The organism is Brevundimonas sp. AVps23W (assembly GCF_058681395.1).
The window spans coordinates 1772681-1793683 of sequence record NZ_CM178738.1; the positions used below are offsets into that span (position 1 = coordinate 1772681).

The 21003-nt window shown below is 67.0% G+C and carries 26 protein-coding genes; 20 read left to right on the forward strand and 6 right to left on the reverse strand.

The annotated features are described in order from the left end of the window. Positions 1 to 30: 30 nt before the first annotated feature. The 3 genes from secG to ACW177_RS08695 all read left to right on the forward strand — a co-directional run bounded on the left by secG (position 31) and on the right by ACW177_RS08695 (position 2497). Positions 31 to 459, forward strand: coding sequence for a preprotein translocase subunit SecG (secG, locus tag ACW177_RS08685; protein ID WP_492025328.1), 429 nt, complete (start codon positions 31 to 33; stop codon positions 457 to 459). A gap of 125 nt (positions 460 to 584) precedes the next feature. After that, a complete protein-coding gene (gene pyrG, locus ACW177_RS08690; protein ID WP_492025329.1) occupies positions 585 to 2237 on the forward strand; it encodes a CTP synthase in 1653 nt (550 codons plus the stop codon). Between the two features lie 101 nt (positions 2238 to 2338). After that, positions 2339 to 2497 (forward strand): hypothetical protein, encoded by a 159-nt coding sequence (locus tag ACW177_RS08695; RefSeq protein WP_492025330.1) that lies wholly within the window; start codon positions 2339 to 2341, stop codon positions 2495 to 2497. 37 nt (positions 2498 to 2534) lie between these two features. On the opposite strand, the gene ACW177_RS08700 is transcribed toward ACW177_RS08695, so the two are convergent. From ACW177_RS08700 to hemB, 4 genes are read right to left on the reverse strand one after another with little or no spacing between them, the layout of a single operon-like run. Then, positions 2535 to 3842 carry a hypothetical protein gene (locus ACW177_RS08700; RefSeq protein WP_492025331.1) on the reverse strand — a complete coding sequence of 436 codons (1308 nt, stop codon included), beginning with the start codon at positions 3840 to 3842 and terminating at the stop codon, positions 2535 to 2537. Positions 3843 to 3894: 52 nt separating this feature from the next. Next, entirely contained in the window at positions 3895 to 4236 is a 342-nt protein-coding gene (locus tag ACW177_RS08705) for a hypothetical protein (protein ID WP_492025332.1), read from the reverse strand. Between the two features lie 53 nt (positions 4237 to 4289). Beyond that, the gene (locus tag ACW177_RS08710) at positions 4290 to 4859 is read right to left on the reverse strand and encodes a GNAT family N-acetyltransferase (protein ID WP_492025333.1); all 570 of its coding nucleotides are present in this window, start codon (positions 4857 to 4859) and stop codon (positions 4290 to 4292) included. After that, entirely contained in the window at positions 4859 to 5857 is a 999-nt protein-coding gene (hemB, locus tag ACW177_RS08715; RefSeq protein ID WP_492025334.1) for a porphobilinogen synthase, read from the reverse strand. The genes ACW177_RS08710 and hemB overlap by 1 nt, the downstream gene beginning before the upstream one ends. Before the next feature lie 147 nt (positions 5858 to 6004). Between hemB and ACW177_RS08720 the strand changes: the two genes are divergently transcribed. Further along, entirely contained in the window at positions 6005 to 6808 is an 804-nt protein-coding gene (locus ACW177_RS08720) for a class I SAM-dependent methyltransferase (protein WP_492025335.1), read from the forward strand. On the opposite strand, the gene ACW177_RS08725 is transcribed toward ACW177_RS08720, so the two are convergent. Beyond that, complete coding sequence (locus ACW177_RS08725) at positions 6792 to 7073, reverse strand: hypothetical protein (protein WP_492025336.1); 282 nt, start codon at positions 7071 to 7073, stop codon at positions 6792 to 6794. The two genes, ACW177_RS08720 and ACW177_RS08725, sit on opposite strands and share 17 nt — an antisense overlap. Before the next feature lie 1009 nt (positions 7074 to 8082). On the opposite strand from ACW177_RS08725, the gene hemA reads away from it, so the two are divergent. The 14 genes from hemA (at position 8083) to ACW177_RS08795 (ending at position 19304) form a co-directional block, all read left to right on the forward strand. Next, positions 8083 to 9309 (forward strand): 5-aminolevulinate synthase, encoded by a 1227-nt coding sequence (gene hemA / locus ACW177_RS08730; protein ID WP_492025337.1) that lies wholly within the window; start codon positions 8083 to 8085, stop codon positions 9307 to 9309. Positions 9310 to 9347: 38 nt separating this feature from the next. After that, complete coding sequence (locus ACW177_RS08735) at positions 9348 to 9704, forward strand: DUF4160 domain-containing protein (RefSeq protein WP_492025338.1); 357 nt, start codon at positions 9348 to 9350, stop codon at positions 9702 to 9704. 2 nt (positions 9705 to 9706) lie between these two features. Continuing rightward, a complete protein-coding gene (locus tag ACW177_RS08740; RefSeq protein ID WP_492025339.1) occupies positions 9707 to 9889 on the forward strand; it encodes a DUF6898 family protein in 183 nt (60 codons plus the stop codon). Between the two features lie 2 nt (positions 9890 to 9891). Next, positions 9892 to 10254, forward strand: a complete 363-nt coding sequence (locus tag ACW177_RS08745; RefSeq protein ID WP_492025340.1) for a DUF3052 family protein — start codon at positions 9892 to 9894, stop codon at positions 10252 to 10254. Between the two features lie 87 nt (positions 10255 to 10341). Continuing rightward, positions 10342 to 11625, forward strand: a complete 1284-nt coding sequence (glyA, locus tag ACW177_RS08750; protein ID WP_492025341.1) for a serine hydroxymethyltransferase — start codon at positions 10342 to 10344, stop codon at positions 11623 to 11625. An 8-nt stretch (positions 11626 to 11633) separates the two neighbouring features. Continuing rightward, positions 11634 to 12116 carry a transcriptional regulator NrdR gene (gene nrdR / locus ACW177_RS08755; RefSeq protein ID WP_492025342.1) on the forward strand — a complete coding sequence of 161 codons (483 nt, stop codon included), beginning with the start codon at positions 11634 to 11636 and terminating at the stop codon, positions 12114 to 12116. Next, positions 12116 to 12736 (forward strand): RibD family protein, encoded by a 621-nt coding sequence (locus tag ACW177_RS08760; protein WP_492025343.1) that lies wholly within the window; start codon positions 12116 to 12118, stop codon positions 12734 to 12736. The genes nrdR and ACW177_RS08760 overlap by 1 nt, the downstream gene beginning before the upstream one ends. 61 nt (positions 12737 to 12797) lie before the next feature. Further along, positions 12798 to 13388 carry a riboflavin synthase gene (locus tag ACW177_RS08765; protein ID WP_492025344.1) on the forward strand — a complete coding sequence of 197 codons (591 nt, stop codon included), beginning with the start codon at positions 12798 to 12800 and terminating at the stop codon, positions 13386 to 13388. Then, the gene (gene ribB, locus ACW177_RS08770) at positions 13388 to 14521 is read left to right on the forward strand and encodes a 3,4-dihydroxy-2-butanone-4-phosphate synthase (RefSeq protein ID WP_492025345.1); all 1134 of its coding nucleotides are present in this window, start codon (positions 13388 to 13390) and stop codon (positions 14519 to 14521) included. The genes ACW177_RS08765 and ribB overlap by 1 nt, the downstream gene beginning before the upstream one ends. Continuing rightward, the gene (gene ribH / locus ACW177_RS08775) at positions 14518 to 14979 is read left to right on the forward strand and encodes a 6,7-dimethyl-8-ribityllumazine synthase (protein WP_492025346.1); all 462 of its coding nucleotides are present in this window, start codon (positions 14518 to 14520) and stop codon (positions 14977 to 14979) included. The genes ribB and ribH overlap by 4 nt, the downstream gene beginning before the upstream one ends. After that, positions 14976 to 15500, forward strand: coding sequence for a transcription antitermination factor NusB (gene nusB / locus ACW177_RS08780; RefSeq protein WP_492025347.1), 525 nt, complete (start codon positions 14976 to 14978; stop codon positions 15498 to 15500). Before ribH ends, nusB begins: the two co-directional genes overlap by 4 nt. Beyond that, on the forward strand, positions 15500 to 16489 hold the full coding sequence (gene thiL, locus ACW177_RS08785; protein WP_492025348.1) for a thiamine-phosphate kinase: 990 nt from the start codon (positions 15500 to 15502) through the stop codon (positions 16487 to 16489). Before nusB ends, thiL begins: the two co-directional genes overlap by 1 nt. Before the next feature lie 43 nt (positions 16490 to 16532). Then, positions 16533 to 16979: a hypothetical protein gene (locus tag ACW177_RS08790; RefSeq protein ID WP_492025349.1), complete on the forward strand. Its 447-nt coding sequence runs from the start codon at positions 16533 to 16535 to the stop codon at positions 16977 to 16979. Positions 16980 to 17156: 177 nt separating this feature from the next. After that, entirely contained in the window at positions 17157 to 19304 is a 2148-nt protein-coding gene (locus ACW177_RS08795; RefSeq protein ID WP_492025350.1) for a sodium-translocating pyrophosphatase, read from the forward strand. A 65-nt stretch (positions 19305 to 19369) separates the two neighbouring features. On the opposite strand, the gene ACW177_RS08800 is transcribed toward ACW177_RS08795, so the two are convergent. Further along, positions 19370 to 19849, reverse strand: a complete 480-nt coding sequence (locus ACW177_RS08800; protein WP_492025351.1) for an outer membrane protein assembly factor BamE — start codon at positions 19847 to 19849, stop codon at positions 19370 to 19372. Positions 19850 to 19940: 91 nt separating this feature from the next. Here ACW177_RS08800 and ACW177_RS08805 point away from each other — a divergent pair, with 91 nt between their 5' ends. Beyond that, the gene (locus tag ACW177_RS08805; RefSeq protein WP_492025352.1) at positions 19941 to 20465 is read left to right on the forward strand and encodes a ubiquinol-cytochrome C chaperone family protein; all 525 of its coding nucleotides are present in this window, start codon (positions 19941 to 19943) and stop codon (positions 20463 to 20465) included. Between the two features lie 4 nt (positions 20466 to 20469). After that, positions 20470 to 20988, forward strand: a complete 519-nt coding sequence (locus tag ACW177_RS08810; RefSeq protein WP_492025353.1) for a YceD family protein — start codon at positions 20470 to 20472, stop codon at positions 20986 to 20988. Positions 20989 to 21003: the final 15 nt, after the last annotated feature.

The window sequence follows — 21003 nt, forward strand, 5'->3', positions numbered from 1 at the left end:
GCGCAGCTCCGCGCCCACATGAATGACGCCATGCTCCAGACCATCCTGCTCGTCGCCATCATCCTCGTCGCCGTCTCCCTGACCGGCGTCGTGCTGCTGCAACGGTCCGAGGGCGGCGCCCTGGGCATGGGCGGCGGACCTTCGGGCTTCATGACGGCGCGCGGCGCCGGCAATCTGCTGACCAAGATCACCTGGATTCTGGCCTTCCTTCTGTTCGGTCTGACCATCGTGCTGACGGTCGTGGGCAATATGGACCGCGCCTCGGTCTCGGTGATCGACGCCGACGCCGTGGGCTCGCTGGCCACCACGCCGCAGACCCAACAGCAGCAGCCCGCTCAGCCGCAACCGGCCGCGCCGGCCCAGCCGACGGCTCCGTCGCTGGACGATCTGGAAGCCAGCCTGCCGTCGGCGACGACGACGGCGCCGGCGACCGCTCCGGCCCAGCAGCCCGCCCAGTAACGGGCCGGCGACCGACCCGAAATCCCCGAAAGCGCGCCGCAGGGCGCGCTTTCTTCTTTTGATCAACAGTTCGATTCGCGGCGGCCCATGCGTCGTTCGCGAATCATGGAGTAAGGTGTCCGCCCATGGCTCGCTATGTGTTCATCACCGGCGGCGTGGTTTCCTCGCTAGGAAAAGGCCTCGCCTCCGCCGCTCTCGGCGCTCTTCTGCAAGCGCGTGGCTATAAGGTCCGCCTGCGCAAGCTCGATCCCTATCTGAACGTCGATCCGGGCACGATGAGCCCGTACCAGCACGGCGAGGTCTTCGTGACCGACGACGGCGCCGAGACCGATCTGGACCTGGGCCATTATGAGCGGTTCACCGGGGTGTCGGCGGCCAAGTCCGACAATATCACCACGGGCCGGATCTATTCGACCATCCTGGAGAAGGAGCGTCGCGGCGACTATCTGGGCGCCACCGTCCAGGTTATTCCGCACGTCACCGACCAGATCAAATCCTTCTGCCTGACCCCGGCCCTGACCGACGAAGGTGACGCCGTCGACTTTGTGCTGGTCGAGATCGGCGGCACGGTCGGCGACATCGAGGGCCTGCCCTTCTTCGAGGCCATCCGCCAACTGGGCCAGGACCTGCCGCGCGGCCGGTCGTGCTTCGTCCATCTGACGCTGCTGCCCTTCATCAAGACGGCCGGCGAGATGAAGACCAAGCCGACCCAGCACTCGGTCAAGGAGCTGCGCTCCATCGGCATTCAGCCGGACATCCTGCTGTGCCGCTGCGAACAGCCGATCCCGGCCGAGGAAAAGCGCAAGATCGGCCAGTTCTGCAATGTCCGCGAAAGCGGCGTCATTCAGGCCATGGACTCGGCGGACATCTATGCGGTGCCGCTGGATTATCACCGCGAGGGGCTGGACCGGGAAGTCCTGGCCCATTTCGGCATTGAGGACGCGCCCGAGCCCGATCTGTCGCGCTGGCAGGAGATCGCGCGCCGCCGGCTGCACCCGGATGGCGAGGTCTCCATCGCGGTGGTCGGCAAGTACACGGTGCTGAAGGACGCCTATAAGTCCTTGATCGAGGCCCTTCACCACGGCGGCGTCGCCAATAACGTCAAGGTCAATATCGACTGGGTCGAGGCCGACACCTTCGAGGGCGACCCGGAAGCCTGCGAGGAGCGGCTGCAAGGGGCCCATGCTGTCCTGGTGCCCGGCGGCTTTGGGGAGCGGGGCTCGGAAGGAAAGATCGAGGCGGCGCGGTTCGCTCGGGAGCGCAATATTCCCTATTTCGGCATCTGCTTCGGGATGCAGATGGCTGTGATTGAGGCAGCGCGGAACCTGGCCGGCTATCCCAAGGCCTCGTCCACCGAGTTCGGGCCCACGGCCGAGCCGGTCGTGGGCCTGATGACCGAATGGACCCAGGGCAATCAACGGGTGCTGCGCCAGCAGGGCGGCGACCTGGGCGGCACCATGCGTTTGGGCGCCTATGATTCGACGCTGACCGAAGGTTCGAAGATCGCAGAGATCTATGGCTCCACCGCCATCAGCGAGCGGCATCGCCACCGCTATGAGGTCAATATCAACTATCGCGAAGCGATCGAGGCCAAGGCCGGCCTCGTGTTCGCCGGCCTGTCGCCGGACGGCGTCCTGCCGGAGACGGTGGAGCGGCCGGACCATCCGTGGTTCATCGGCGTTCAGTACCATCCGGAGCTGAAGAGCCGGCCGTTCGCGCCGCACCCGCTGTTCGCCAGCTTCATCGAGGCGGCCGTGGTGCAGAGCCGGCTGGTCTGATCAAACCGCGTTCACGGACCTGCGATTCCGTTCGGATCAGGTTTTGCAGTAAAATGCCTGGAACGGATCGAAATGGGACGATCCGACAGGATGGACCGTCGATGATCGGCGCCTTGCTTTATCACCTGCACCGGCATGTCCGCCTGGTGCTGATCGCCGGGGGAGTGGGTCTCGTCATCGGCGTGGCCGTGGTCGGCTATGAGGTCGTGCGTAGCCTGGAGGCGCCGTCGGCCCACCCGGCGGAGACCGGGCGGGCCTGAGCCGCCAGTCAATCTTCAGGCGATCTTCAGTCGATCTTCAGTCGATCTTCAGGCGCATGAAGATCATTCCGCCGTCCGGATCGCCGCCGTAGACCGGCTCCAGCGCGTCCGGCACGCGGTTCATGGCATAGAGGGCGCCGAGGCCGAAGCGGACGCGGGGGGCGATCCGCCAGTCGCGGACGGCGCCCAGAGACGCTTTTCCGACCGTGTAGAGGTCGCCGTGTCCGCCGTGGTCGCCGGGGACCAGTTCGTCCGTCTCGATCCGTTCGGCCCGGGCGAAGACGGTCCAGCGGTCGTTCGGATGGACGGCGGATTCCAGCAGCCAGCCGTCTTTGGACTCGTCGTGACTATTGGTCTTGCGGCCCCAGGCCAGGGTCGAGGACCACCAGCCGGTCTTGCCCAGGCGGCGGGTATGGATCGCGCTGGCCGACCATTTGGTCTCGTCCTCGTCGGGCTCCAGCTGTTCCGGGGCCGAGACGTCGGCGTAGGAGGCCTGGAAGGACCAGTCGGCCGTCGGGTTCCACGAGCCCCGCACCGACCAGCTATCCAGTTTCGGCGTGTCGATGCCCCAGCGTTCCTCGTCCGGTTCGCGGCCCTTGAAGGCCGAGGTCTCGATCTTGAAGCGGTCGTGGGCCCAGCCCAGGGTGGTGACGCCGAAGACGATGTGGGTCGAGTCCAGCCAGTGGTGGGTGATGGGCGCCTCGGGACTGTCCATGGCGCTCATCCGGTGCATGAAGGCGGGCGGGCCGAAAGCGGGCTCGCCGGGCAGGCCGATGTAGCCGTAGAGGCTGTCTTTTTCGGACAGGCGTTTCGAATAGCTGGCCGACAGCTCCATGAAGAAGTCGTGCGGATGCTGGCGATCGACCAGGGAATCGACGCCGTTCGCTGTCTCGCCGGCGGCCAGCAGCAGCGGATAGCCGGACTTGCCCATCAGCGGATCGGGGCTGAGCATGGCGCGCAGGTTCAGGGTCGAGCCGTCGTCGAAGTCGCGGCGGGCCGTGGTCATCAGCATGCCCGAGACGAAGGTTCTGTCGCCGCCGCGGGGGCCGGACTGGGTGTCGTAGGTCAGGTTCAGCAGGGCGTGGGTCATGACCGTCCAGTCGCCCCGGACGGTGTGGATGCCGCCGTGTTCGCCGGAGTCGGGCTGCCAGCTGGTGCCCGAAGCGTCCCGGCTCATGGGCCAGGGGCCGTAGGGGCTGGTCATGATGTGGGGCATGTCGGCCATGTCGTGGCCGGCGTGCGGATCGGCCGCCTGGTGGTGAGAATGGTCCTGCGCCGTCGCCACCTGAGCGAGGGCGAGCAGGGAGACGCCGGCGAGGGCGCCGACGAGCGTATGGGGAGCCATGAAAGCCTCCTTGATTGATCGTGACTGAGGGCGCCGCGAGGGGCGCGGGAGTTCAGGCGATCAGGAGGCGGGGCGGGCCGGGCTCGGGCGAGAGCAGGCGGCCGGCGGGGAGGTCGAACAGCGGGGCGCTGAGGCGGGCCGGGGCGACGGTCGGGACGGGATCTGAGGCGGGGTCGAGGTTCGGCGCGGCCACGCAGGCGACGCAGCAGGCCATCACCTTCATTGTTTTGCCGGGGGCTTTGACGGGTTGGTCATGCGTCTGGTCCGGCGCGGCGTGCCGGGTCTCATGACAGGGCGCCTCGGCCATGGCCGGCCCTGCCGAGACGCCGAGGGCGCCCAGGGTCAGCACCGCCAGGGCGCCGATCAGCAGCAGAAGGGACGAGACGATCTTCACGACGCCAAGGATAGGCGTTGCAACCCGGCGCCGCAATGTATCGCCCGTGTCATTCACCGCGCCGGCTTCTTGTCCACCAGCGGCAGGCCCGGCGCGTCCGGCGGGGTCTGTCCGCCCGCGCCCAGCTCGCGCTGCATGAAGACGACGTCGCGCCAGTCGTCATGTTTCCAGCCCGCCGCCTTGAACACGCCGGCGTCGGCGAAGCCGCGTGCGCGGTGCAAGGCGATGGAGCCGGCGTTGTCGGAATCGCCGATGACGGCGACCATCTGGCGCAGGCCCAGGGCTTCGCAAGCGAGGATCAGGGCGTCCAGCAGGGCGCCGGCGACGCCGCGACCCCGGGCCTCGGGGGCGACATAGATCGAGTCCTCGACCATGTAGCGGTAGGCCTGGCGGGTGCGGAACGGGCCGGCGTAGGCGTAGCCGGCCACGGCGCCGTCGATCACGGCGACCAGACGGGGCAGGCCCAGGGCCTGGACGGCGGCGAAGCGGGCCGTCATCTCGATATCGTCCGGCGGCTCCAGCTCGAAGGTGCCGCGCCCGTTGGCGACGCTTTCGGCATAGATGGCGGTGATGGCCGCCATGTCGGCGGGGGTCGCCTCGCGGATCTGGACGGCGCCCGCCATCAGCCCAGCAACCGCGCGGCCTGGGGGGCGAAATAGGTCAGGACGCCCGCGCAGCCGGCCCGCTTGAACCCGTGCAGGGTCTCCAGAACGGCGCGGTCGTGGTCCAGCCAGCCATTGGCGATGGAGGCCTGCATCATCGCGTACTCGCCCGACACCTGATAGGCGAAGGTCGGGACGCGGAAGGTTTCGGAGACGCGGCGCACGATGTCGAGATAGGGCATGCCCGGCTTGACCATGACCGCGTCGGCGCCTTCCGACAGGTCCATGGCGACCTCCTTCAGAGCCTCGTCCGAGTTGGCGTAGTCCATCTGATAGGTCTTCTTGTCGCCCCTCAGCGCGGCCGAAGAGCCGACGGCGTCGCGGTAAGGGCCGTAGAAGGCCGAGGCGAACTTGGCCGCATAGGACAGGATCAGGGTGTCATGGAAGCCGTTGGCCTCCAGCGCCTCGCGCACCGCCTGGATGCGGCCGTCCATCATGTCGGAGGGGGCGACCACGTCGGCGCCGGCGTGGGCGTGGATGAAGGCCTGTTCGGCGAGGCGGTCCAGGGTGGCGTCATTGACGATCCGGTCGCCCTCCAGCACCCCGTCGTGGCCGTGGTCGGTGTAGCAGTCGAGCGCCACGTCGGTCATGACGCCGATCTCCGGCGCGGCGTCCTTGATGGCCTTGATACAGTCGGGGATCAGGCCGTCGGGATCCGTGGCGCCGGTGCCGACCGCGTCCTTGATGGCGCCGTCCACATTGGGGAAGAGGGCCAGCATCGGAATGCCCAGATCGCGCGCCTCGACCGCCGCCGCAGCCGCCGCTTTGGGCGACAGGCGGAAGACGCCCGGCATGGAGGCGACGGGCACGCGGTCCTCGGCGCCGTCGTGGACGATCAGCGGCCAGATCAGATCGGCCGGGGTCAGGACGGTCTCGGCGACCAGACGGCGGACCCAGGGACTGGCGCGCAGACGCCGGGGACGGGCGAGCGGGAAGGGGGCGGGCTGATAGGGAAGCATGGCAAGACCTTGGAAATCTGTCGCCGGACTAGCGCCGCCGGGGCCGGGGCGCAAATCGCGTGAAGCTTCGGATCGTTTCCAACGTGATACCGGCTTGCGTGGAGCGGCAAAATGCGAGCCTATCGCAGCAAATCGAGGGAGACGGCGATGATGAGACGATGGGCGACGGGCGCGGCGGTTCTGGCCCTGGCGGCGGGGCTGTCGGGATGTATCATCGTCGCGTCCGACGGCGGCGAGCGGATCGTCGTCCAGGAGGCCTCGGCCGATCTGGGCGCACCGGCCTATGTCTCGCTCTATACGGATGCGGTCGCCGATCCGAAGCGTCCGGCGGAAGAGGTCACGCGCGATCCGCTGCGCCATCCGGCCGAGATCCTGGCCTTCGCCCAGCTGGCGCCGGGCGACAAGGTGGCCGATGTGCGCCCCGGCGCCGGCTATTTCACCCGCCTGTTCTCGGACGTGGTCGGGCCGACGGGCCGGGTCTACGCCTTCGTACCCGAGCGGACCATGGCGCGGGAGAACCCGCTGGCCGACGCCCTGGTCGCCGCCTATCCCAATGTGACGCGGGTCAACGGCCTGCTGGACGCCATGACCTATGACCAGCCGTTGGACATGGTCTTCATGAGCCAGGAATATCACGACTTCCACATCCCCGGCTTCAACACCGATGTGGCCAAGATGAACGCAGCGGTGTTCGCGGCCCTGAAGCCCGGCGGCCGCTATATCCTGATCGATCACCAGGCGGCGGCGGGGGCCGGAATCTCGGCGGTCCAGACCCTGCACCGGATCGAGGGCGACTATCTGAAGCGCGAGGTCGAGGCGGCGGGCTTCGTCTTCGAAGGCGAGAGCGCGGCCGTGGCCAATCCGGCCGACGATCACAGCCTGAACGTCTTCGACGCAGCCATTCGCGGCAAGACCGATCAATTCGTCTATCGCTTCAGAAAGCCGGGCTGAGGCCGTCACGCGGCGTGTCCCCCAGGGCGGCGCGAGCCTCTCGCGCCAGGCGATGGGTCTCGTGCTCGGCCTGAAGCAGGGGCCAGGGCAGGATATAGTCGGCGAAGGCCGGGCGGCGACGGGTCTGGACCGCGTGCAGGAACAGGCGTTCGCGCTCGCACAGGGGGTTGGCGCGGCCGGCGGCGATCAGCTCCAGCCGATGGCGCTGAAGCGCATAGGCGAACAACTGGTCTTGGCGGGCGCGGGCGGGGCGGCGAGGACGCATGGGAAGCCTTTCTCGGTTGGGTGAATTGGCTTTGGCTTCGCGGGAAACCAGCGAAGTTCGGGGAGGGCGTGGGACGCCGGGTCTGCACCCGGTGTTTGGAGTTTTAAGTACCGTTTCGGCGCAGTCGTCGTCCCACGCGGTCGTTTTCCACACGCGCTCCGGCTGGCGGCCCTCCTTTTAGAGCCTTGCCGGATCGGCGGGCCGCCTTGCGACGGCTTCGCCGGGGCGGACATGCCGACGAAGGTCGACAGCGGTCCGCTTTCCTAGGCGTGCGGCGAGCAGGAGACGGCATCCATCGCCGCCCCTAAGGACCCCGGCGGTCTCCTCCCCACCGGCTTCATCGCTCGACCACAGCCCCGCCGCCGTCAGGGCGCTGGATCCGACGCCCTCCCCATCGGCGGGGATGAGAGGATTATGCGGGAGGTTTGAGGGGTGATTAGAAGAGGGGGGTGAGATTCTGTTAGGACGTTGAAATTGTTGAGGACGAGGCAGCGTCATTGTGCGCGCTGGCCGCTCTTCCCTTTCGTCATTCCGGGCGAAGGGCCGCTTGGCCCGCAGACCCGGAACCCAGCGGCGCCGAAGGCGAAATGGGTCCGCAGCACGATGCTCGAAGATCAGAGTCCGCGACAGGTTCGCGCTCACGCGCGCCGCTGGGTTCCGGGTCTCCGCTGCGCTTCGCCCGGAATGACGAAAAAAGCGGGCGGCGTCACCTCTCCGCGCGCGAAGGCGCGTGGGGAGGACAGGTCGCGCTTGCGACCAGGCGGGGGCGACTCCAATGGCGGGGATGACCAAGCCAGCGTCTGGCGCCGAGTCGCCCCCTCCTGGCGTTCGCTGACGCTCCCGCCTGTCCTCCCCGTTCGCCTTCGCGAACGGGGAGGTGATCTGAGTTCCTGAGAGTCGTTATCAATGAAGGGCTTGGGGCGTTTTGACCACACGGGGCGCATGGACAAGCGGCGCCGCCGGGCGCAAAGAGCAGGAAGACATCGCCATAAGCGAAAGAACGAATATCGTGTTCGACTATAAGGCCGCCTTTGAACGCTCGGTGGAGCAGGTGCGCAGCGAGGGACGCTATCGTGTCTTCGCCGATCTGAAGCGAGTGCGCGGCCAGTTTCCGCAGGCGGTGCGTCGCCGCGAGGACGGGTCCGAACAGGATGTCGTGATCTGGTGCTCCAACGACTACCTCGGCATGGGCCAGCACGCGGACGTGCTGAAGGCCATGCAGGACGAGATCGATGCTGTGGGCGCCGGGGCCGGCGGCACGCGCAATATCTCGGGTACGACGCGTTCGGCGGTGGATCTGGAAGCCGAACTGGCGGACTGGCACCAGAAGGAAGCGGCGCTGCTGTTCACCTCGGGCTATGTCGGCAACGAGGCGACCCTGTCGACCTTGCAGAAGATCCTGCCCGGTCTGATCACCTTCTCCGACTCGCTGAACCACGCCTCGATGATCGCCGGCATCCGGCACGGCGGCGGCGAGCGTCATATCTTCAAGCATAACGACCTGGCCCATCTGGAGGCCCTGCTGGCCGCGGCCCCGGCCGGGGCGCCCAAGCTGGTGGCCTTCGAGAGCGTCTATTCGATGGACGGCGACATCGCCGACCTGGCCGGCACTGTGGCCCTGGCCAAGAAATACGGCGCCCTGACCTATCTGGACGAGGTCCATGCGGTCGGCCTGTATGGCGAAACCGGCGCCGGCGTGGCCGAACGTGACGGCCTGCTGGACCAGATCGACATCATCGAATGCACCCTGGGCAAGGCCATCGGGGTCATGGGCGGCTATATCGCCGCCGACGCCGTGATCATCGACGCGGTGCGCAGCTGGGCCTCGGGCTTCATCTTCACCACCAGCCTGCCGCCGGCCCTGACCGCGGGGGCTCTGGCCTCGGTGCGGCACCTGAAGGCCCATCCGGAACTGCGCCAACGCCACCAGGAACGGGCCGCGACCCTGAAGGCCCGTTTCGCCGCCGCCGGAATTCCGGTGATGGAGAGCGAGAGCCATATCGTGCCGGTCCATGTCGGCAATCCGGTCCACTGCAAGATGATCTCGGACATGCTGCTGGACGAGTACGGCGTCTATGTTCAGCCGATCAACTATCCGACCGTGCCCAAGGGGACCGAGCGGCTGCGCTTCACCCCCTCGCCGAACCATACGGACGAGATGATGGACCATCTGGTCCAGGCGATGGACCGGCTGTTCGCCCACTGTAATGTGGCGCGGCGGTCGGTGGCGGCCTGATCGTTTCCTGAAGACCCGCATTGGGCTATGATGGCGTGATGAACGTCCATCATCCTGCGCCGGACACGCCGCCCGAGGAGGTCGACCTTTTCGAGATGGCGAACCTGTATCCACGCGACACCGGCCTGCCGATGACCGTCTGGGTCAGTCCCAAGGGACGGGCGCGGCACGACGCGCGGGTCAAGGTCTGCCGCACGCACGGCAATCGCATGGACGCCGATGATGTGGCGACCGTCAGCATCCAACCCGAGCTTGAACTGATTCATGGTCCGCTTCCGACTGCGGATCTGAAGCCTGTTCAAGCCTGGATCCGTCTCAACGCGACGGCGCTGATCGGCTACTGGGAGGGCGATCTCAGCACGATCGAGTTCGTGCGGGCGCTCAAGAGCCTCTGATTATGGGCGACGACGGGGAGATCATTGTCGAGTTCGTGCGCAACGGGCCCTATATCAAATGCTCGGCCATCCATGTGGCGACCGGGCGCGAGGTCAGCGCCATGGGGCCGGTCAACGAGCCCAAGGCGGTGGAGCGGGTGGCGATCGCGAAGTTGAGGCGAGTCCTTCAGGCTCAGGGCGGCTAATTATGTCGGACAAGCCGTTGCTGGAACGTCTTCAGGTCAAGAACGGGCGCCGCCTAGCCGTTGTGGACGATCCGGCTGATATCGAGGGGCTTGTCGGCGTGCCGCGTCGATCTATGGAAGAGGCGGAGGTCGTGCTGGTTTTTGTCGCCGACCAAAGCCAGCTGGAGACGCGTTTGGTGGAAACGGCGCCGCGGCTGGGCGCTGACGCCATATTTTGGATCGCCTATCCCAAGTTAACGTCGCCTCTAGCCGGAGATCTCAGTCGCGATCGGATGCGGACGCTTGCGCTGGGCCACGGCTTGAACACCGTCAGTCAGATTGCGGTGGATGCGAATTGGTCGGCGATGCGCCTTAAGCGGATCTGATCTGTCGGTCGAGTGTGACCACAAGATATTGTGGTTCGGTCCGGTGCGGACTAGATAGGCGGCCTTCTCAGACGCGGGGATTCCGACGTGACCGCCTTCACCCATGACGCCTATTTCACCAAGACCCTGGCCGACGCCGATCCGGACGTCTTCAAGGGCATTCAGGGGGAGCTGGGCCGTCAGAAGGAGCAGATCGAGCTGATCGCGTCCGAGAACATCGTCTCCCAGGCGGTGCTGGACGCGCAAGGGTCGGTTCTGACGAACAAATACGCCGAGGGCTATCCCGGTCGTCGCTATTACGGCGGTTGCGAATTCGTCGATGTGACCGAGGATCTGGCGCGTGAGCGGGCGAAGAAGCTGTTCGGCGCGGCCTTCGCCAATGTGCAGCCCCACTCGGGCGCGCAGGCCAACCAGGCGGTCTTCTTTACGCTGCTGCAACCCGGCGACACCTTCCTGGGCATGGATCTGGCCTGCGGCGGGCACCTGACGCACGGGTCGCCGGCGAACCAGTCGGGCAAGTGGTTCCGGCCTGTGACCTACAAGGTCACCGAAGACACCCATCTGATCGACTATGACCACGTGGCGGAGATGGCGCAGAAGGAGAAGCCCAAGCTGATCCTGGCCGGCGCCAGCGCCTATAGCCGCCACATCGACTTCAAGCGGTTCCGCGAGATCGCCGACAGCGTCGGCGCCTATCTGATGGTGGACATGGCCCACTATGCCGGCCTGGTGGCCGGGGGCGCCTATCCTGATCCGATCCCGCACGCCCATGTCGTGACCACGACGACGCACAAGACCCTGCGCGGACCGCGTGGCGGCATGATCCTGTCCAACGACGTCGAGCTGGGCAAGAAGATCAACTCGGCCGTCTTCCCCGGCCTGCAAGGCGGGCCGCTGGAGCATGTGATCGCGGCCAAGGCCGTGGCCTTCGGCGAGGCGTTGCAGCCCGAGTTCAAGCTGTATGCGCATCAGGTGGTCAAGAACGCCCAGGCCCTGGCCGGGGTTCTGGTCGAGCGCGGCCTGGCCATCGTCTCGGGCGGCACCGACAGCCACCTGGCCTTGGTCGATCTGCGGCCCAAGGGCGTGACCGGCAAGGCGACCGAGCATGAGCTCGAAAAGGCGCTGATGACCTGCAACAAGAACGGCGTGCCGTTCGACACCGCCCCCTTCACCGTCACCTCAGGCGTTCGCCTGGGCACCCCGGCGGGCACGACGCGCGGCTTCGGCGAGGACGAGTTCAAGCAGATCGGCCACTGGATCGCCGACGTCGTCTCGTCGATGAACGGCGGGGACGAAGCCGATCCGGCCGTGGTCGCGGGCGTGGCGGCCCAGGTGCGGGAGCTGACGAACCGCTTCCCCATCTACGGATGATCTGACCGATGAAGTGCCCCTTCTGCGGTCATCAGGACACCCAGGTTAAGGACAGCCGGCCGTCGGACGACGGCTCGGCGATCCGACGGCGGCGGTCCTGCCCCAACTGCAACGGGCGCTTCACCACTTTCGAGCGGGTGCAGCTGCGCGAACTGGTGATCCTGAAGCGCAACGGGCGGCGCACGCCGTTCGAGCGCGACAAGCTGGAGCGGTCGCTGGGCGTGGCCCTGCGCAAACGCCCGGTTCAGCCGGATCAGGTCGAGCAGATGGTCAACCGAATCGTGCGCCAGCTGGAGAGCCTGGGCGAGACTGAGGTGCCGTCGAGCACGGTCGGGGACTTCATCATGAAGGCGCTGAAGGGCGTGGATGAGGTGGCCTATGTCCGCTACGCGTCGGTCTACAAGGACTTCCGCGCGACCGGCGATTTCGCCAAATTTTTAGGCGACGAAGGCTTCGACGAGCCCTCTGGCAAGGACTCTGGCAAGGACTGATGCGCGTCACCCTGAAGCTGGCGACGTCGCTGGACGGGCGGATCGCCACGGCCGAGGGCGAGAGCCGATGGATCACCGGCGAGGCGGCGCGGCTGGAAGGCCATCGGCTGCGCGCGGGTCATGACGCCATTCTGGTCGGCGTCGAGACGGTGCTGAAGGACGATCCCGAACTGACGGCGCGGTTGCCGGGGCGGAGCGTGGATCAGCCGCTGCGGGTGGTGCTGGACAGCCGGTTGAGGACGCCGACGACGGCGAAACTGGCGGGCGAGAACACGCTGATCCTGACGGCGGTCGAAGCGCGAGCGGTCGGCTCGGCCCAGGTGAGGCAGGTCGAGGCCGAGGACGGGCGTCCGGCGATCCCGGCGGTGCTGAAGGCGCTGAAGGCGGCGGGGGTCGAGTCGGTGCTGATCGAGGGCGGGGGGCAGGTCGCGGCCGCCTTCCTGAGGGCCGGGGCGGTTGACCGGCTGGAGTGGTTCCGGGCGCCGATCCTGCTGGGCGGGGAGGGGCGGCCCTGTGTGGCGGCCCTGGCTCTTGCAAAGCTGGCCGAGGCCCCCAAGTTCCGTCGCCTGGGCGTAGAGCCCGTCGGAGACGACCTGTGGGAACGTTACGCGCGTTTCTGACGCCGTCGTTTCTGTTGATTTCAGACTTTGTTTTTCGGGTCCGGAAGGGGCCAACGCCGAAATGTTCACCGGAATCGTCACCGACATCGGGCGCGTTCGCGACGTCCGCGAGACGGAGCGGGATCGCCGCTATGAGATCCAGACCGCCTGGGACGTGTCCGGGATCGACCTGGGCGCCTCGATCAGCCACGCGGGCTGCTGCCTGACGGTGACGGAGAAGGGGCCGGACTGGTTCGCGGTCGAGGTGTCGAACGAGACCCTGTCCAAGACGACCCTGGGCGCCTGGAAGGCCGGCGACGGGATCAATCTGGAGCGGGCGGCCAAGCTGGGCGACGAGATGGGCGGCCATGTGGTGTCGGGCCATGTCGACGGGCTGGGGCGGGTCGTATCGATCACGCCGGAAGGCGGGTCGCACCGGGTCGAGGTCGAGGCGCCGGCGCCCCTGCACCGCTATATCGCCGCCAAGGGCTCGATCACTGTCGATGGGGTGTCCCTGACGGTGAACAGCGTCGAGGGGCGGGTGTTTTCATTAAATATCATCCCGCATACGTGGGATGTGACGACCCTGGGCCGCCTGAAGGTCGGCGATCCGGTCAATCTCGAGATCGACATGCTGGCGCGATACCTCGCGCGGTGGCAGGAGACGGCGTGATGCAATTGGCCGCTAACATGAACGACAGCCCGATCAGTCCCATCGAGGATATCCTGGAGGACGCCCGCAACGGCCGTCCCTATATCCTGGTGGACGCCGAGGATCGCGAGAACGAGGGGGACATCATTATCCCCGCCCAGTTCGCCACCCCCGACCAGATCAACTTCATGATCCGCCAGGCGCGCGGCCTGGTCTGTCTGGCGATCACGGCCGAGCGCGCGAACCAGCTGCGCCTGCCGCCGATGGCGGCGGAAAACCGCGAGAGCATGAAGACCGCCTTCACCGTCTCGATTGAGGCCAAGGAAGGCGTGACGACCGGCATTTCGGCGGCCGACCGGTCGCGCACCATTCATGTGGCGACCGACGCGTCGAAGGGCATGGACGACATCGTCTCGCCCGGCCACATCTTCCCGCTGGTGGCGCGCGACGGCGGGGTTCTGGTCCGCGCCGGCCATACCGAGGCGGCGGTGGACATCAGCCGCATGGCGGGCCTGACGCCGGCTGGGGTGATCTGCGAGATCATCAAGGACGACGGCGAGATGGCGCGGATGCCCGATCTGGTCGCCTTCGCCCAGCTGCACGGGCTGAAGATCGGCACCATCGCCGACCTGATCGCCTATCGTCGCCGCACCGAGCGGTTCGTCGAGCGGGTCATGGATACGCCGTTCGAGAGCGTCCACGGCGGGCCGTTCCGCCTGATGCTGTACCGGAACACCATCGAGGGCGCGGAACACGTCGCCCTGGTCCACGGCAAGATCGATCCGTCCAAGCCGACCCTGGTGCGGATGCACCAGGTGGATTTCGCCTGCGACCTGCTGGGCCATGTCGAGACGCGCCAGGACTATGTGCCCAAGGCGCTGAAACAGATCACCGACCATGACGGTCCGGGCGTGGTCGTCTTCCTGCGCGATCCGTCGCTGAACTCCCTGGCGGAACGTCTGGCGGGCGTGGACAGGCCGGCGGCGGTGGATCGGTCGCTGCGGGCCTATGGCGTCGGGGCGCAGATCCTGCTGGACCTGGGCGTCAAGGATATGATCGTGATGAGTTCGACGCGACCCGAACCGACGGCGCTTGAGGGCTATGGCCTGCGCATCGTCGGCTGGCGCGACATGGATGGAGAAGACAAGGCGTGACTGAGGGCCCCCGTATTCTGATCGTCGAGGCGCGCTTCTACGACGAGCTGGCCGACGCCCTGCTGGAGGGCGCCAAGGAGACGTTGAAGGCGCGCGGCGCCGAGTTCGACGTCGTCACCGTGCCGGGCGCGCTGGAGATTCCGGCCGTCATCGCCATGGCCGAGGAGGCCGGGCGGTTCCCGACCGCGCCGCGTTATGACGGCTATGTCGCCCTGGGCTGCGTGATCCGCGGCGAGACCTATCATTTCGAGATCGTCTCGGATCAGTCGGCGGCCGGCATCATGGCCCTGGGCGCCAAGGGGCTGATCATCGGCAACGGCATTCTGACGACCGAGGACGAAGACCAGGCCTGGTACCGGGCGCGGCTTTCGGAAGGGGATAAGGGCGGTGGAGCGGCGAAAGCCTGCCTCGACCTCATTGCATTGAAGAAGCGGTTGCGGCTAGGCCTCGGCGCATGAGTGAACCGAACAGCGTCAAAGCCGTCCTCGAGCAACTGGCCGAGGCCGAAAAGCAGCGGGCAGAGCCCCATCTAAGCTCCAAACAGCGCCGTGCGCGCACCGTATCGCGGCTGGCCGCCGTCCAGGCCCTGTACCAGATGGAGCTGGCGGGCGAGGGCGTGGAGACGGTGATTACCGAATTCTCCAACTTCCGCTTCGATACCGATATCGAGGGCGAGGCCCTGGCCGAGGCGGACGAGGCCTATTTCGCCGACGTCGTGCGCGGCGTGATCGAGAGCCAGCGCGACATCGATACGGCGATCAAGGCGCGTCTGGCCTCCAACTGGAAGCTGGAGCGGATCGACGCCACCCTGCGCGCCCTGCTGCGCTGCGGGGCCTGGGAGCTGATCAAGCATCCGGAGACGCCGCGCGAAGTGGTGATCGACGAATATGTGGAGCTGGCCAAGGCCTTCTTCGACGATTCCGAGGCGCGCTTCGTCAACGCCGCCCTGGACGGCGTGTCCAGAGACACGCGCAAATAATGCCGGCGCTCGACGTCGCGGGCGAGTTCGAGACGATCGAGAGGCTGCTGCGGCCCCTGGCCCATCCCGAATGGGGCAGGGGGCTGGCCGATGATGTGGCGGTGCTGCCGTCGCGGCCCGGCTATGACCTGGTCCTGACCAAGGACGCCATCGTCGAGGGCGTACATTTCCTGCCCGACGATCCGCTGGACACGGTGGCCAAGAAGCTGCTGCGCGTGAACCTGTCGGATCTGGCGGCCAAGGGGGCCGAGCCCTTCGGCTATCTGATGGCCTGCTGCTGGTCCGAGCGGTGCGGCTGGCCTGAGCGCGAGGCGTTTGCGGCGGGTCTGGCCGAGGACCAGGCGCGGTTCGGGGTGTTTCTGATCGGCGGGGATACGGTGAAGACGCCGGGGCCGGCGGTGTTTTCCCTGACCGCCCTGGGCTGGGTTCCCGAGGGCGAGACGGTGTCGCGGGGCGGCGCCGAGGTCGGGGATCTGGTGTTCGTCACCGGGACCATCGGCGACGGCTTGCTGGGTCTGAGGGCGGCGCGGGGCGAGCTGTCGCTGGCGCCGGAGCGTCTGGAGGCGCTGATCGCTCATTATCGGACCCCGGCGCCCCAGCTGGATTTCGCTGAGGTGGTTCGCAATCTGGCGACGGCGGCGGCCGACGTGTCCGACGGATTGGCGGCCGATCTGGCCCATATCGCCAAGGCCAGCGGGTTAGGGGTCGAGTTGAACCTGGCCGTGCTGCCCCTGTCCGCTGCGGCCCAGGCCTGGCTCGACAATCGGGTCGATGCGCAAGCGGCCCTGTCGATCCTGGCGGCCGGCGGCGACGACTATCAGATCATCTTTACGGCCCATCCCCGCCACGAAGCGGCGCTGCGACGCGAGGCGGAACGCCGGCTGACGCGCCTGACGAAGATCGGGGCCGTGACCGACGGCGCGGGCGTGACCGTTCGCTATGCGGGGCGGGTCGTGCCCATGAAACAGGGCGGCTGGACCCACGATTGAGGCGGAAACACAATCCTAACCGCGCGCGGCTAAGCTGGCGGCCATGGATCGTAGAACCCTGATCACCTCTGCAACGGTCGCCCTGGCCGGCGCCGCCGCAACGGCGGCCGCGACGCCTGCTGTGGCCTCGTCCGGCGGCAAGACGCCCGAAGCGGCGCCCGCACTGGATATTCCGGGTCTCGGTCTGCCCGTGATCGCGGATGGCCGGATCAGAAACTATGTCTTTGTTTCGCTGAAACTCCACATCGGCAGCGGCAAGACCCCCGAGCAGATGCGGCCGAAGACGGCCTTCTTCCGCGACGCCCTGGTCAAGGCCGCGCATCGCACGCCCTTCACCGTGTCCGGCGACTGGACCCGTCTGGACGAGGGGCGGATGTCTGCGGCCCTGATCGCGGCCGCCAACACGATTTCGGGGCGGGGATCGGTGACCCGGGTCGAAATCGTGAACCAGGCCCCCCGGCGTCGCTCGGGCATGACGGCGGCGCGCTGAGCCGCCTAGTCGATCACGGTTGCGTCAACGCGGCGCCCGTGACACGCTGACCTTGCAAATCCCAAGGGACGCACTGACGCGTCCGCCGCGCTCGGGGGGACCGGACGTCGGACAGAGGCGATAACGCCCGCCCGTCGCAAGGGCCCGTGTGCTTGTTGCAAGGGCATGGAAACGCCAATGACGATCTATCTTACGCTGGTCTTCGCGGCCGGTGTTCTGGCGGTGCTGTACGGCGCCGCCCAGACCGCCGTGCTGATGAAGGCAAGCACTGGTAACGACAAGATGCGAGAGATCGCGGCCGCCATTCAGGAAGGCGCCTCGGCCTATCTGAAGCGGCAATATCTGACCATCGGCCTGGTCGGGATCGTGATCCTGATCGCCGCCTATCTGCTGATCGGCGTCTATGCGGCGGTCGGCTTCGTGATCGGGGCCGTCCTGTCGGGCGCGGCCGGTTACGCCGGCATGTTGATTTCGGTGCGGGCCAATGTGCGCACGGCGCAGGCGGCCTCTGAAAGCCTGTCCAAGGGGCTGAACCTGGCCTTCCGGTCGGGGGCGATCACCGGCATGTTCGTGGCGGGCGGGGCCCTGATCGGGGTGTCAGGCTATTATATCGTGCTGACGCGCCACATGGGATTGGACCCGGTCGGGCGTGAAGTGATCGACGGACTGGTGGCGCTGGGCTTCGGCGCCTCGCTGATTTCCATCTTCGCGCGGCTGGGCGGCGGCATCTTCACCAAGGGCGCCGACGTGGGCGGCGACATGGTGGGCAAGGTCGAGGCCGGCATCCCAGAGGACGACCCTCGCAACGCCGCGACCATCGCCGACAATGTGGGCGACAATGTCGGGGACTGCGCCGGCATGGCGGCCGACCTGTTCGAAACCTATGCGGTGACGACGGTGGCGACCATGGTGCTGGCGGCCATCTTCTTCCGCGGCCAGGCCTATGTGGACACCCTGATGGTGCTGCCGCTGGCGATCTGCGCCGTCTGTATCGTGACCTCGATCATCGGCAGCTTCTTCGTCCGGTTGGGCAAGAGCCAGAACATCATGGGCGCCCTGTATCAGGGGCTGATCGTGACCGGCGTCCTGTCCATCGGCGCGGTCTGGTGGGTGATCGACCAGATGGTGACGGGGGCGATCGTGACCGCAAGCGGCCTGACGATCCAGCCGATGGCCCTGTTCTGGTCCGGCATGGTCGGGCTGGCGGTGACGGCGGCCATCGTGGTGGTGACGGAGTACTACACGGGGTCGAACTTCCGGCCGGTGCAGTCGGTGGCCAACGCCTCGGTGTCGGGTCACGGGACCAATGTGATCCAGGGGCTGGCGGTGTCGCTGGAGGCCACGGCGCTTCCGGCTCTGACCATCATCGTCGGGATCGTGGCCAGCTTCCAGCTGGCGGGCCTGTTCGGCATCGCCATCGCCACCACCACCATGCTGGGTGTGGCGGGGATGATCGTGGCGCTGGACGCCTTCGGGCCGGTGACGGACAACGCCGGGGGGATCGCCGAAATGGCGGGCCTGCCCAGCGAGGTGCGGCATTCGACCGATGCGCTGGACGCGGTGGGCAATACGACCAAGGCCGTGACCAAGGGCTACGCCATCGGTTCGGCGGGCCTGGGGGCGCTGGTGCTGTTCGCCGCCTATACGTCGGACCTGCAGTATTTCTCGGCCAATCCGGCGGACTATCCCTTCTTCGCCGACATGGGGCCGATCGCCTTTGACCTGACCAACCCCTATGTGGTCGTGGGCCTGCTGTTCGGGGGGCTGCTGCCCTTCCTGTTCGGCGGCATGTCGATGATGGCGGTCGGGCGCGCGGCCGAGGCCGTGGTGGCCGAGGTGCGGCGTCAGTTCCGCGAGAACCCCGGCATCATGACCTATCAGGTCAAGCCGGAGTACGGCCGGGCGGTCGATATCCTGACCAAGGCGGCGATTCGCGAGATGATCGTGCCGTCGCTGTTGCCGGTGCTGTCGCCCATCGTGCTGTTCGTCGCGGTGCTGGCGATTTCGGACAAGGCCAACGCCTTCGCCTCGCTGGGCGCCATGCTGATGGGGGTGATCGTCACCGGCCTGTTCGTCGCCGTGTCGATGACCTCGGGCGGCGGCGCCTGGGACAACGCCAAGAAGGTGATCGAGGAAGGCTTCACCGACAAGAACGGCGTGGTCCACGGCAAGGGCTCGGAGGCCCACAAGGCCGCCGTGACCGGCGATACGGTGGGCGATCCCTACAAGGACACCAGCGGTCCGGCGGTGAACCCGATGATCAAGATCACCAATATCGTGGCGCTGCTGCTGCTGGCGGTGCTGGCCAGCGGGAATATCGGCTGACCCATACGAAGACGCCCCGGAGAGCGATCTCCGGGGCGTTTTTCTTTGGCGATGCGTCGGGGCCCTTAGTCGGGGCGACGTTGGCCGGGGGTGTCGTCTTCGGTGCGCGGCAGCTGGCCGCGGCCGACGTTGCCCAGCAGTTGTTCGAGCACGGTCAGGGCGCGGCCGCGGGTCGGGGTTTCCTTGGTGTTCATGGCGATCTGCTCGCCGTCGGTCAGGCCGAGGGTGCGCACGCCGGTCACCTTGTCGCCGTTCGGCTCGAAGGTGACTTCGGTGATGGTGCGGCTGGAGATGACCGGGCGGTTGTAGGTGTATTTCTCGGTCGTCTGGCTGATGTAGTACCAGACCTGGTCCGGTTCGAAGGTCGAGGTGGTCGACGGCGAACCGAGGCGGGCCAGGACGGTTTCCTTGGTGTCGGCGCCCGCCACAATGTCCTGCGGCTTGGCGTCGATGGCCTGGAAGCCGTTGGAACCGATCGTCGGGGCGCAGGCGGCGGACAGGCCGGCCAGGGAAACGGCGACGAAAAGCGGGACGAAACGAGACATGATCGGGCGCCTGCGAGAGAACAAGGTCTTTGACCTAGACGGACCTGCGTCCTAGTTCAACGGCGCGGCGGAAAAGGGGCCGTATAAAACCATGCTGAAAAACCTGTTCAAACCCCGGACCGGCGTCCGTATCGGCGACGCCCTGTACGCCCTGGCGGTGGAACAGGCGCGAAATGTCGGCTTTTACACGCGTCTGGGCGTGGCGGACCGGATCGATGCGCGATTCGAGCTGTATACGCTGCACGTCCTCTTGCTGGTGCTGCGGCTGCGCGACGAGAACACCGAGGCGGGACGGGATGCGGCCCAGGCCCTGTTCGACGTCTATGTTTCGGCCCTGGACCATGCGCTGCGGGAAGAGGGCGTCGGCGACGTTTCGGTGGCCAAGAAGATGCGCAAGCTGGGCGAGGCCCTGTACGGGCGGATGAGCGCCTATGAGACGCCGTTGCGCGATGACGACGCGACGGCCTTGGCCGAGACCCTGGCGCGCAACGTCTATGCCGACCCGAGCGCGGAACAGGCGGCCGATCTGGCGCGCTACGCCCTGGCCGCGCGGGCCGGGCTGGCCGCGCAGGGATTCAATGAAGTGCTGGCGAAGCCGGCCTGGACGGATGTTTGAGACGATGAGCGTAAGCCTTCCCTATAGCGAGACGGTGCGGGTCAACCAGATCGGCGCCGGGCTGAGCCGGCGGCTGGAGCCGGACGCGGACGCGCGCAAGCGAATCGCGCGCGCCCTGGATCTTCAGGGGCTGGAGGACTTCGTCGTCGAGATCGAGGTGAAGCCGACGCCGTCGACCAGCGAATGGACGATGAAGGGCCGGGTCTCGGCCCACGCGGTCCAGACCTGCGGCCTGACGCTGGAGCCGCTGCCGATCGATGTGGACCGTCGATTCTCGATCCAGCTGGTCGAGGCCGCGCCGCAGCAGACCGACGAGATCGAGGTCACGCTGGACGAGGAAGACGCCGATCTGATCGAAGACGGCAAGATCGACCTGGGCCAATACGCCGTCGAGCAACTGGTCCTGTCGCTGGATCCGTTCCCGCGCAAGCCGGGCGCGGAGTTCGTGCAACCGGAAGAGCCCGCCGAAATCTCGCCCTTCGCCGCCTTGAAAGCCTTGAAACCCCAGAACGACCAAGGCTGAGGTTGACGTAAGGGG

Excerpts from the sequence above, each read along its gene's own strand:
- thiL (WP_492025348.1), top strand. The coding sequence starts at position 15,500 with ATGCCGGCGCTCGACGTCGCGGGCGAGTTCGAGACGATCGAGAGGCTG.
- secG (WP_492025328.1), top strand. The coding sequence starts at position 31 with ATGCTCCAGACCATCCTGCTCGTCGCCATCATCCTCGTCGCCGTCTCC.
- pyrG (WP_492025329.1), top strand. The coding sequence starts at position 585 with ATGGCTCGCTATGTGTTCATCACCGGCGGCGTGGTTTCCTCGCTAGGA.
- ACW177_RS08760 (WP_492025343.1), top strand. The coding sequence starts at position 12,116 with ATGCGCGTCACCCTGAAGCTGGCGACGTCGCTGGACGGGCGGATCGCC.
- ACW177_RS08745 (WP_492025340.1), top strand. The coding sequence starts at position 9,892 with ATGTCGGACAAGCCGTTGCTGGAACGTCTTCAGGTCAAGAACGGGCGC.
- ACW177_RS08800 (WP_492025351.1), bottom strand. The coding sequence starts at position 19,849 with ATGTCTCGTTTCGTCCCGCTTTTCGTCGCCGTTTCCCTGGCCGGCCTG.
- ACW177_RS08795 (WP_492025350.1), top strand. The coding sequence starts at position 17,157 with ATGACGATCTATCTTACGCTGGTCTTCGCGGCCGGTGTTCTGGCGGTG.
- hemB (WP_492025334.1), bottom strand. The coding sequence starts at position 5,857 with ATGCTTCCCTATCAGCCCGCCCCCTTCCCGCTCGCCCGTCCCCGGCGT.
- ACW177_RS08720 (WP_492025335.1), top strand. The coding sequence starts at position 6,005 with ATGATGAGACGATGGGCGACGGGCGCGGCGGTTCTGGCCCTGGCGGCG.
- ACW177_RS08805 (WP_492025352.1), top strand. The coding sequence starts at position 19,941 with ATGCTGAAAAACCTGTTCAAACCCCGGACCGGCGTCCGTATCGGCGAC.
- ACW177_RS08790 (WP_492025349.1), top strand. The coding sequence starts at position 16,533 with ATGGATCGTAGAACCCTGATCACCTCTGCAACGGTCGCCCTGGCCGGC.
- ACW177_RS08740 (WP_492025339.1), top strand. The coding sequence starts at position 9,707 with ATGGGCGACGACGGGGAGATCATTGTCGAGTTCGTGCGCAACGGGCCC.
- ACW177_RS08725 (WP_492025336.1), bottom strand. The coding sequence starts at position 7,073 with ATGCGTCCTCGCCGCCCCGCCCGCGCCCGCCAAGACCAGTTGTTCGCC.
- ACW177_RS08810 (WP_492025353.1), top strand. The coding sequence starts at position 20,470 with ATGAGCGTAAGCCTTCCCTATAGCGAGACGGTGCGGGTCAACCAGATC.
- nrdR (WP_492025342.1), top strand. The coding sequence starts at position 11,634 with ATGAAGTGCCCCTTCTGCGGTCATCAGGACACCCAGGTTAAGGACAGC.
- ACW177_RS08710 (WP_492025333.1), bottom strand. The coding sequence starts at position 4,859 with ATGGCGGGCGCCGTCCAGATCCGCGAGGCGACCCCCGCCGACATGGCG.
- ACW177_RS08735 (WP_492025338.1), top strand. The coding sequence starts at position 9,348 with ATGAACGTCCATCATCCTGCGCCGGACACGCCGCCCGAGGAGGTCGAC.
- ribB (WP_492025345.1), top strand. The coding sequence starts at position 13,388 with ATGCAATTGGCCGCTAACATGAACGACAGCCCGATCAGTCCCATCGAG.
- ACW177_RS08695 (WP_492025330.1), top strand. The coding sequence starts at position 2,339 with ATGATCGGCGCCTTGCTTTATCACCTGCACCGGCATGTCCGCCTGGTG.
- ACW177_RS08700 (WP_492025331.1), bottom strand. The coding sequence starts at position 3,842 with ATGGCTCCCCATACGCTCGTCGGCGCCCTCGCCGGCGTCTCCCTGCTC.
- nusB (WP_492025347.1), top strand. The coding sequence starts at position 14,976 with ATGAGTGAACCGAACAGCGTCAAAGCCGTCCTCGAGCAACTGGCCGAG.
- ACW177_RS08765 (WP_492025344.1), top strand. The coding sequence starts at position 12,798 with ATGTTCACCGGAATCGTCACCGACATCGGGCGCGTTCGCGACGTCCGC.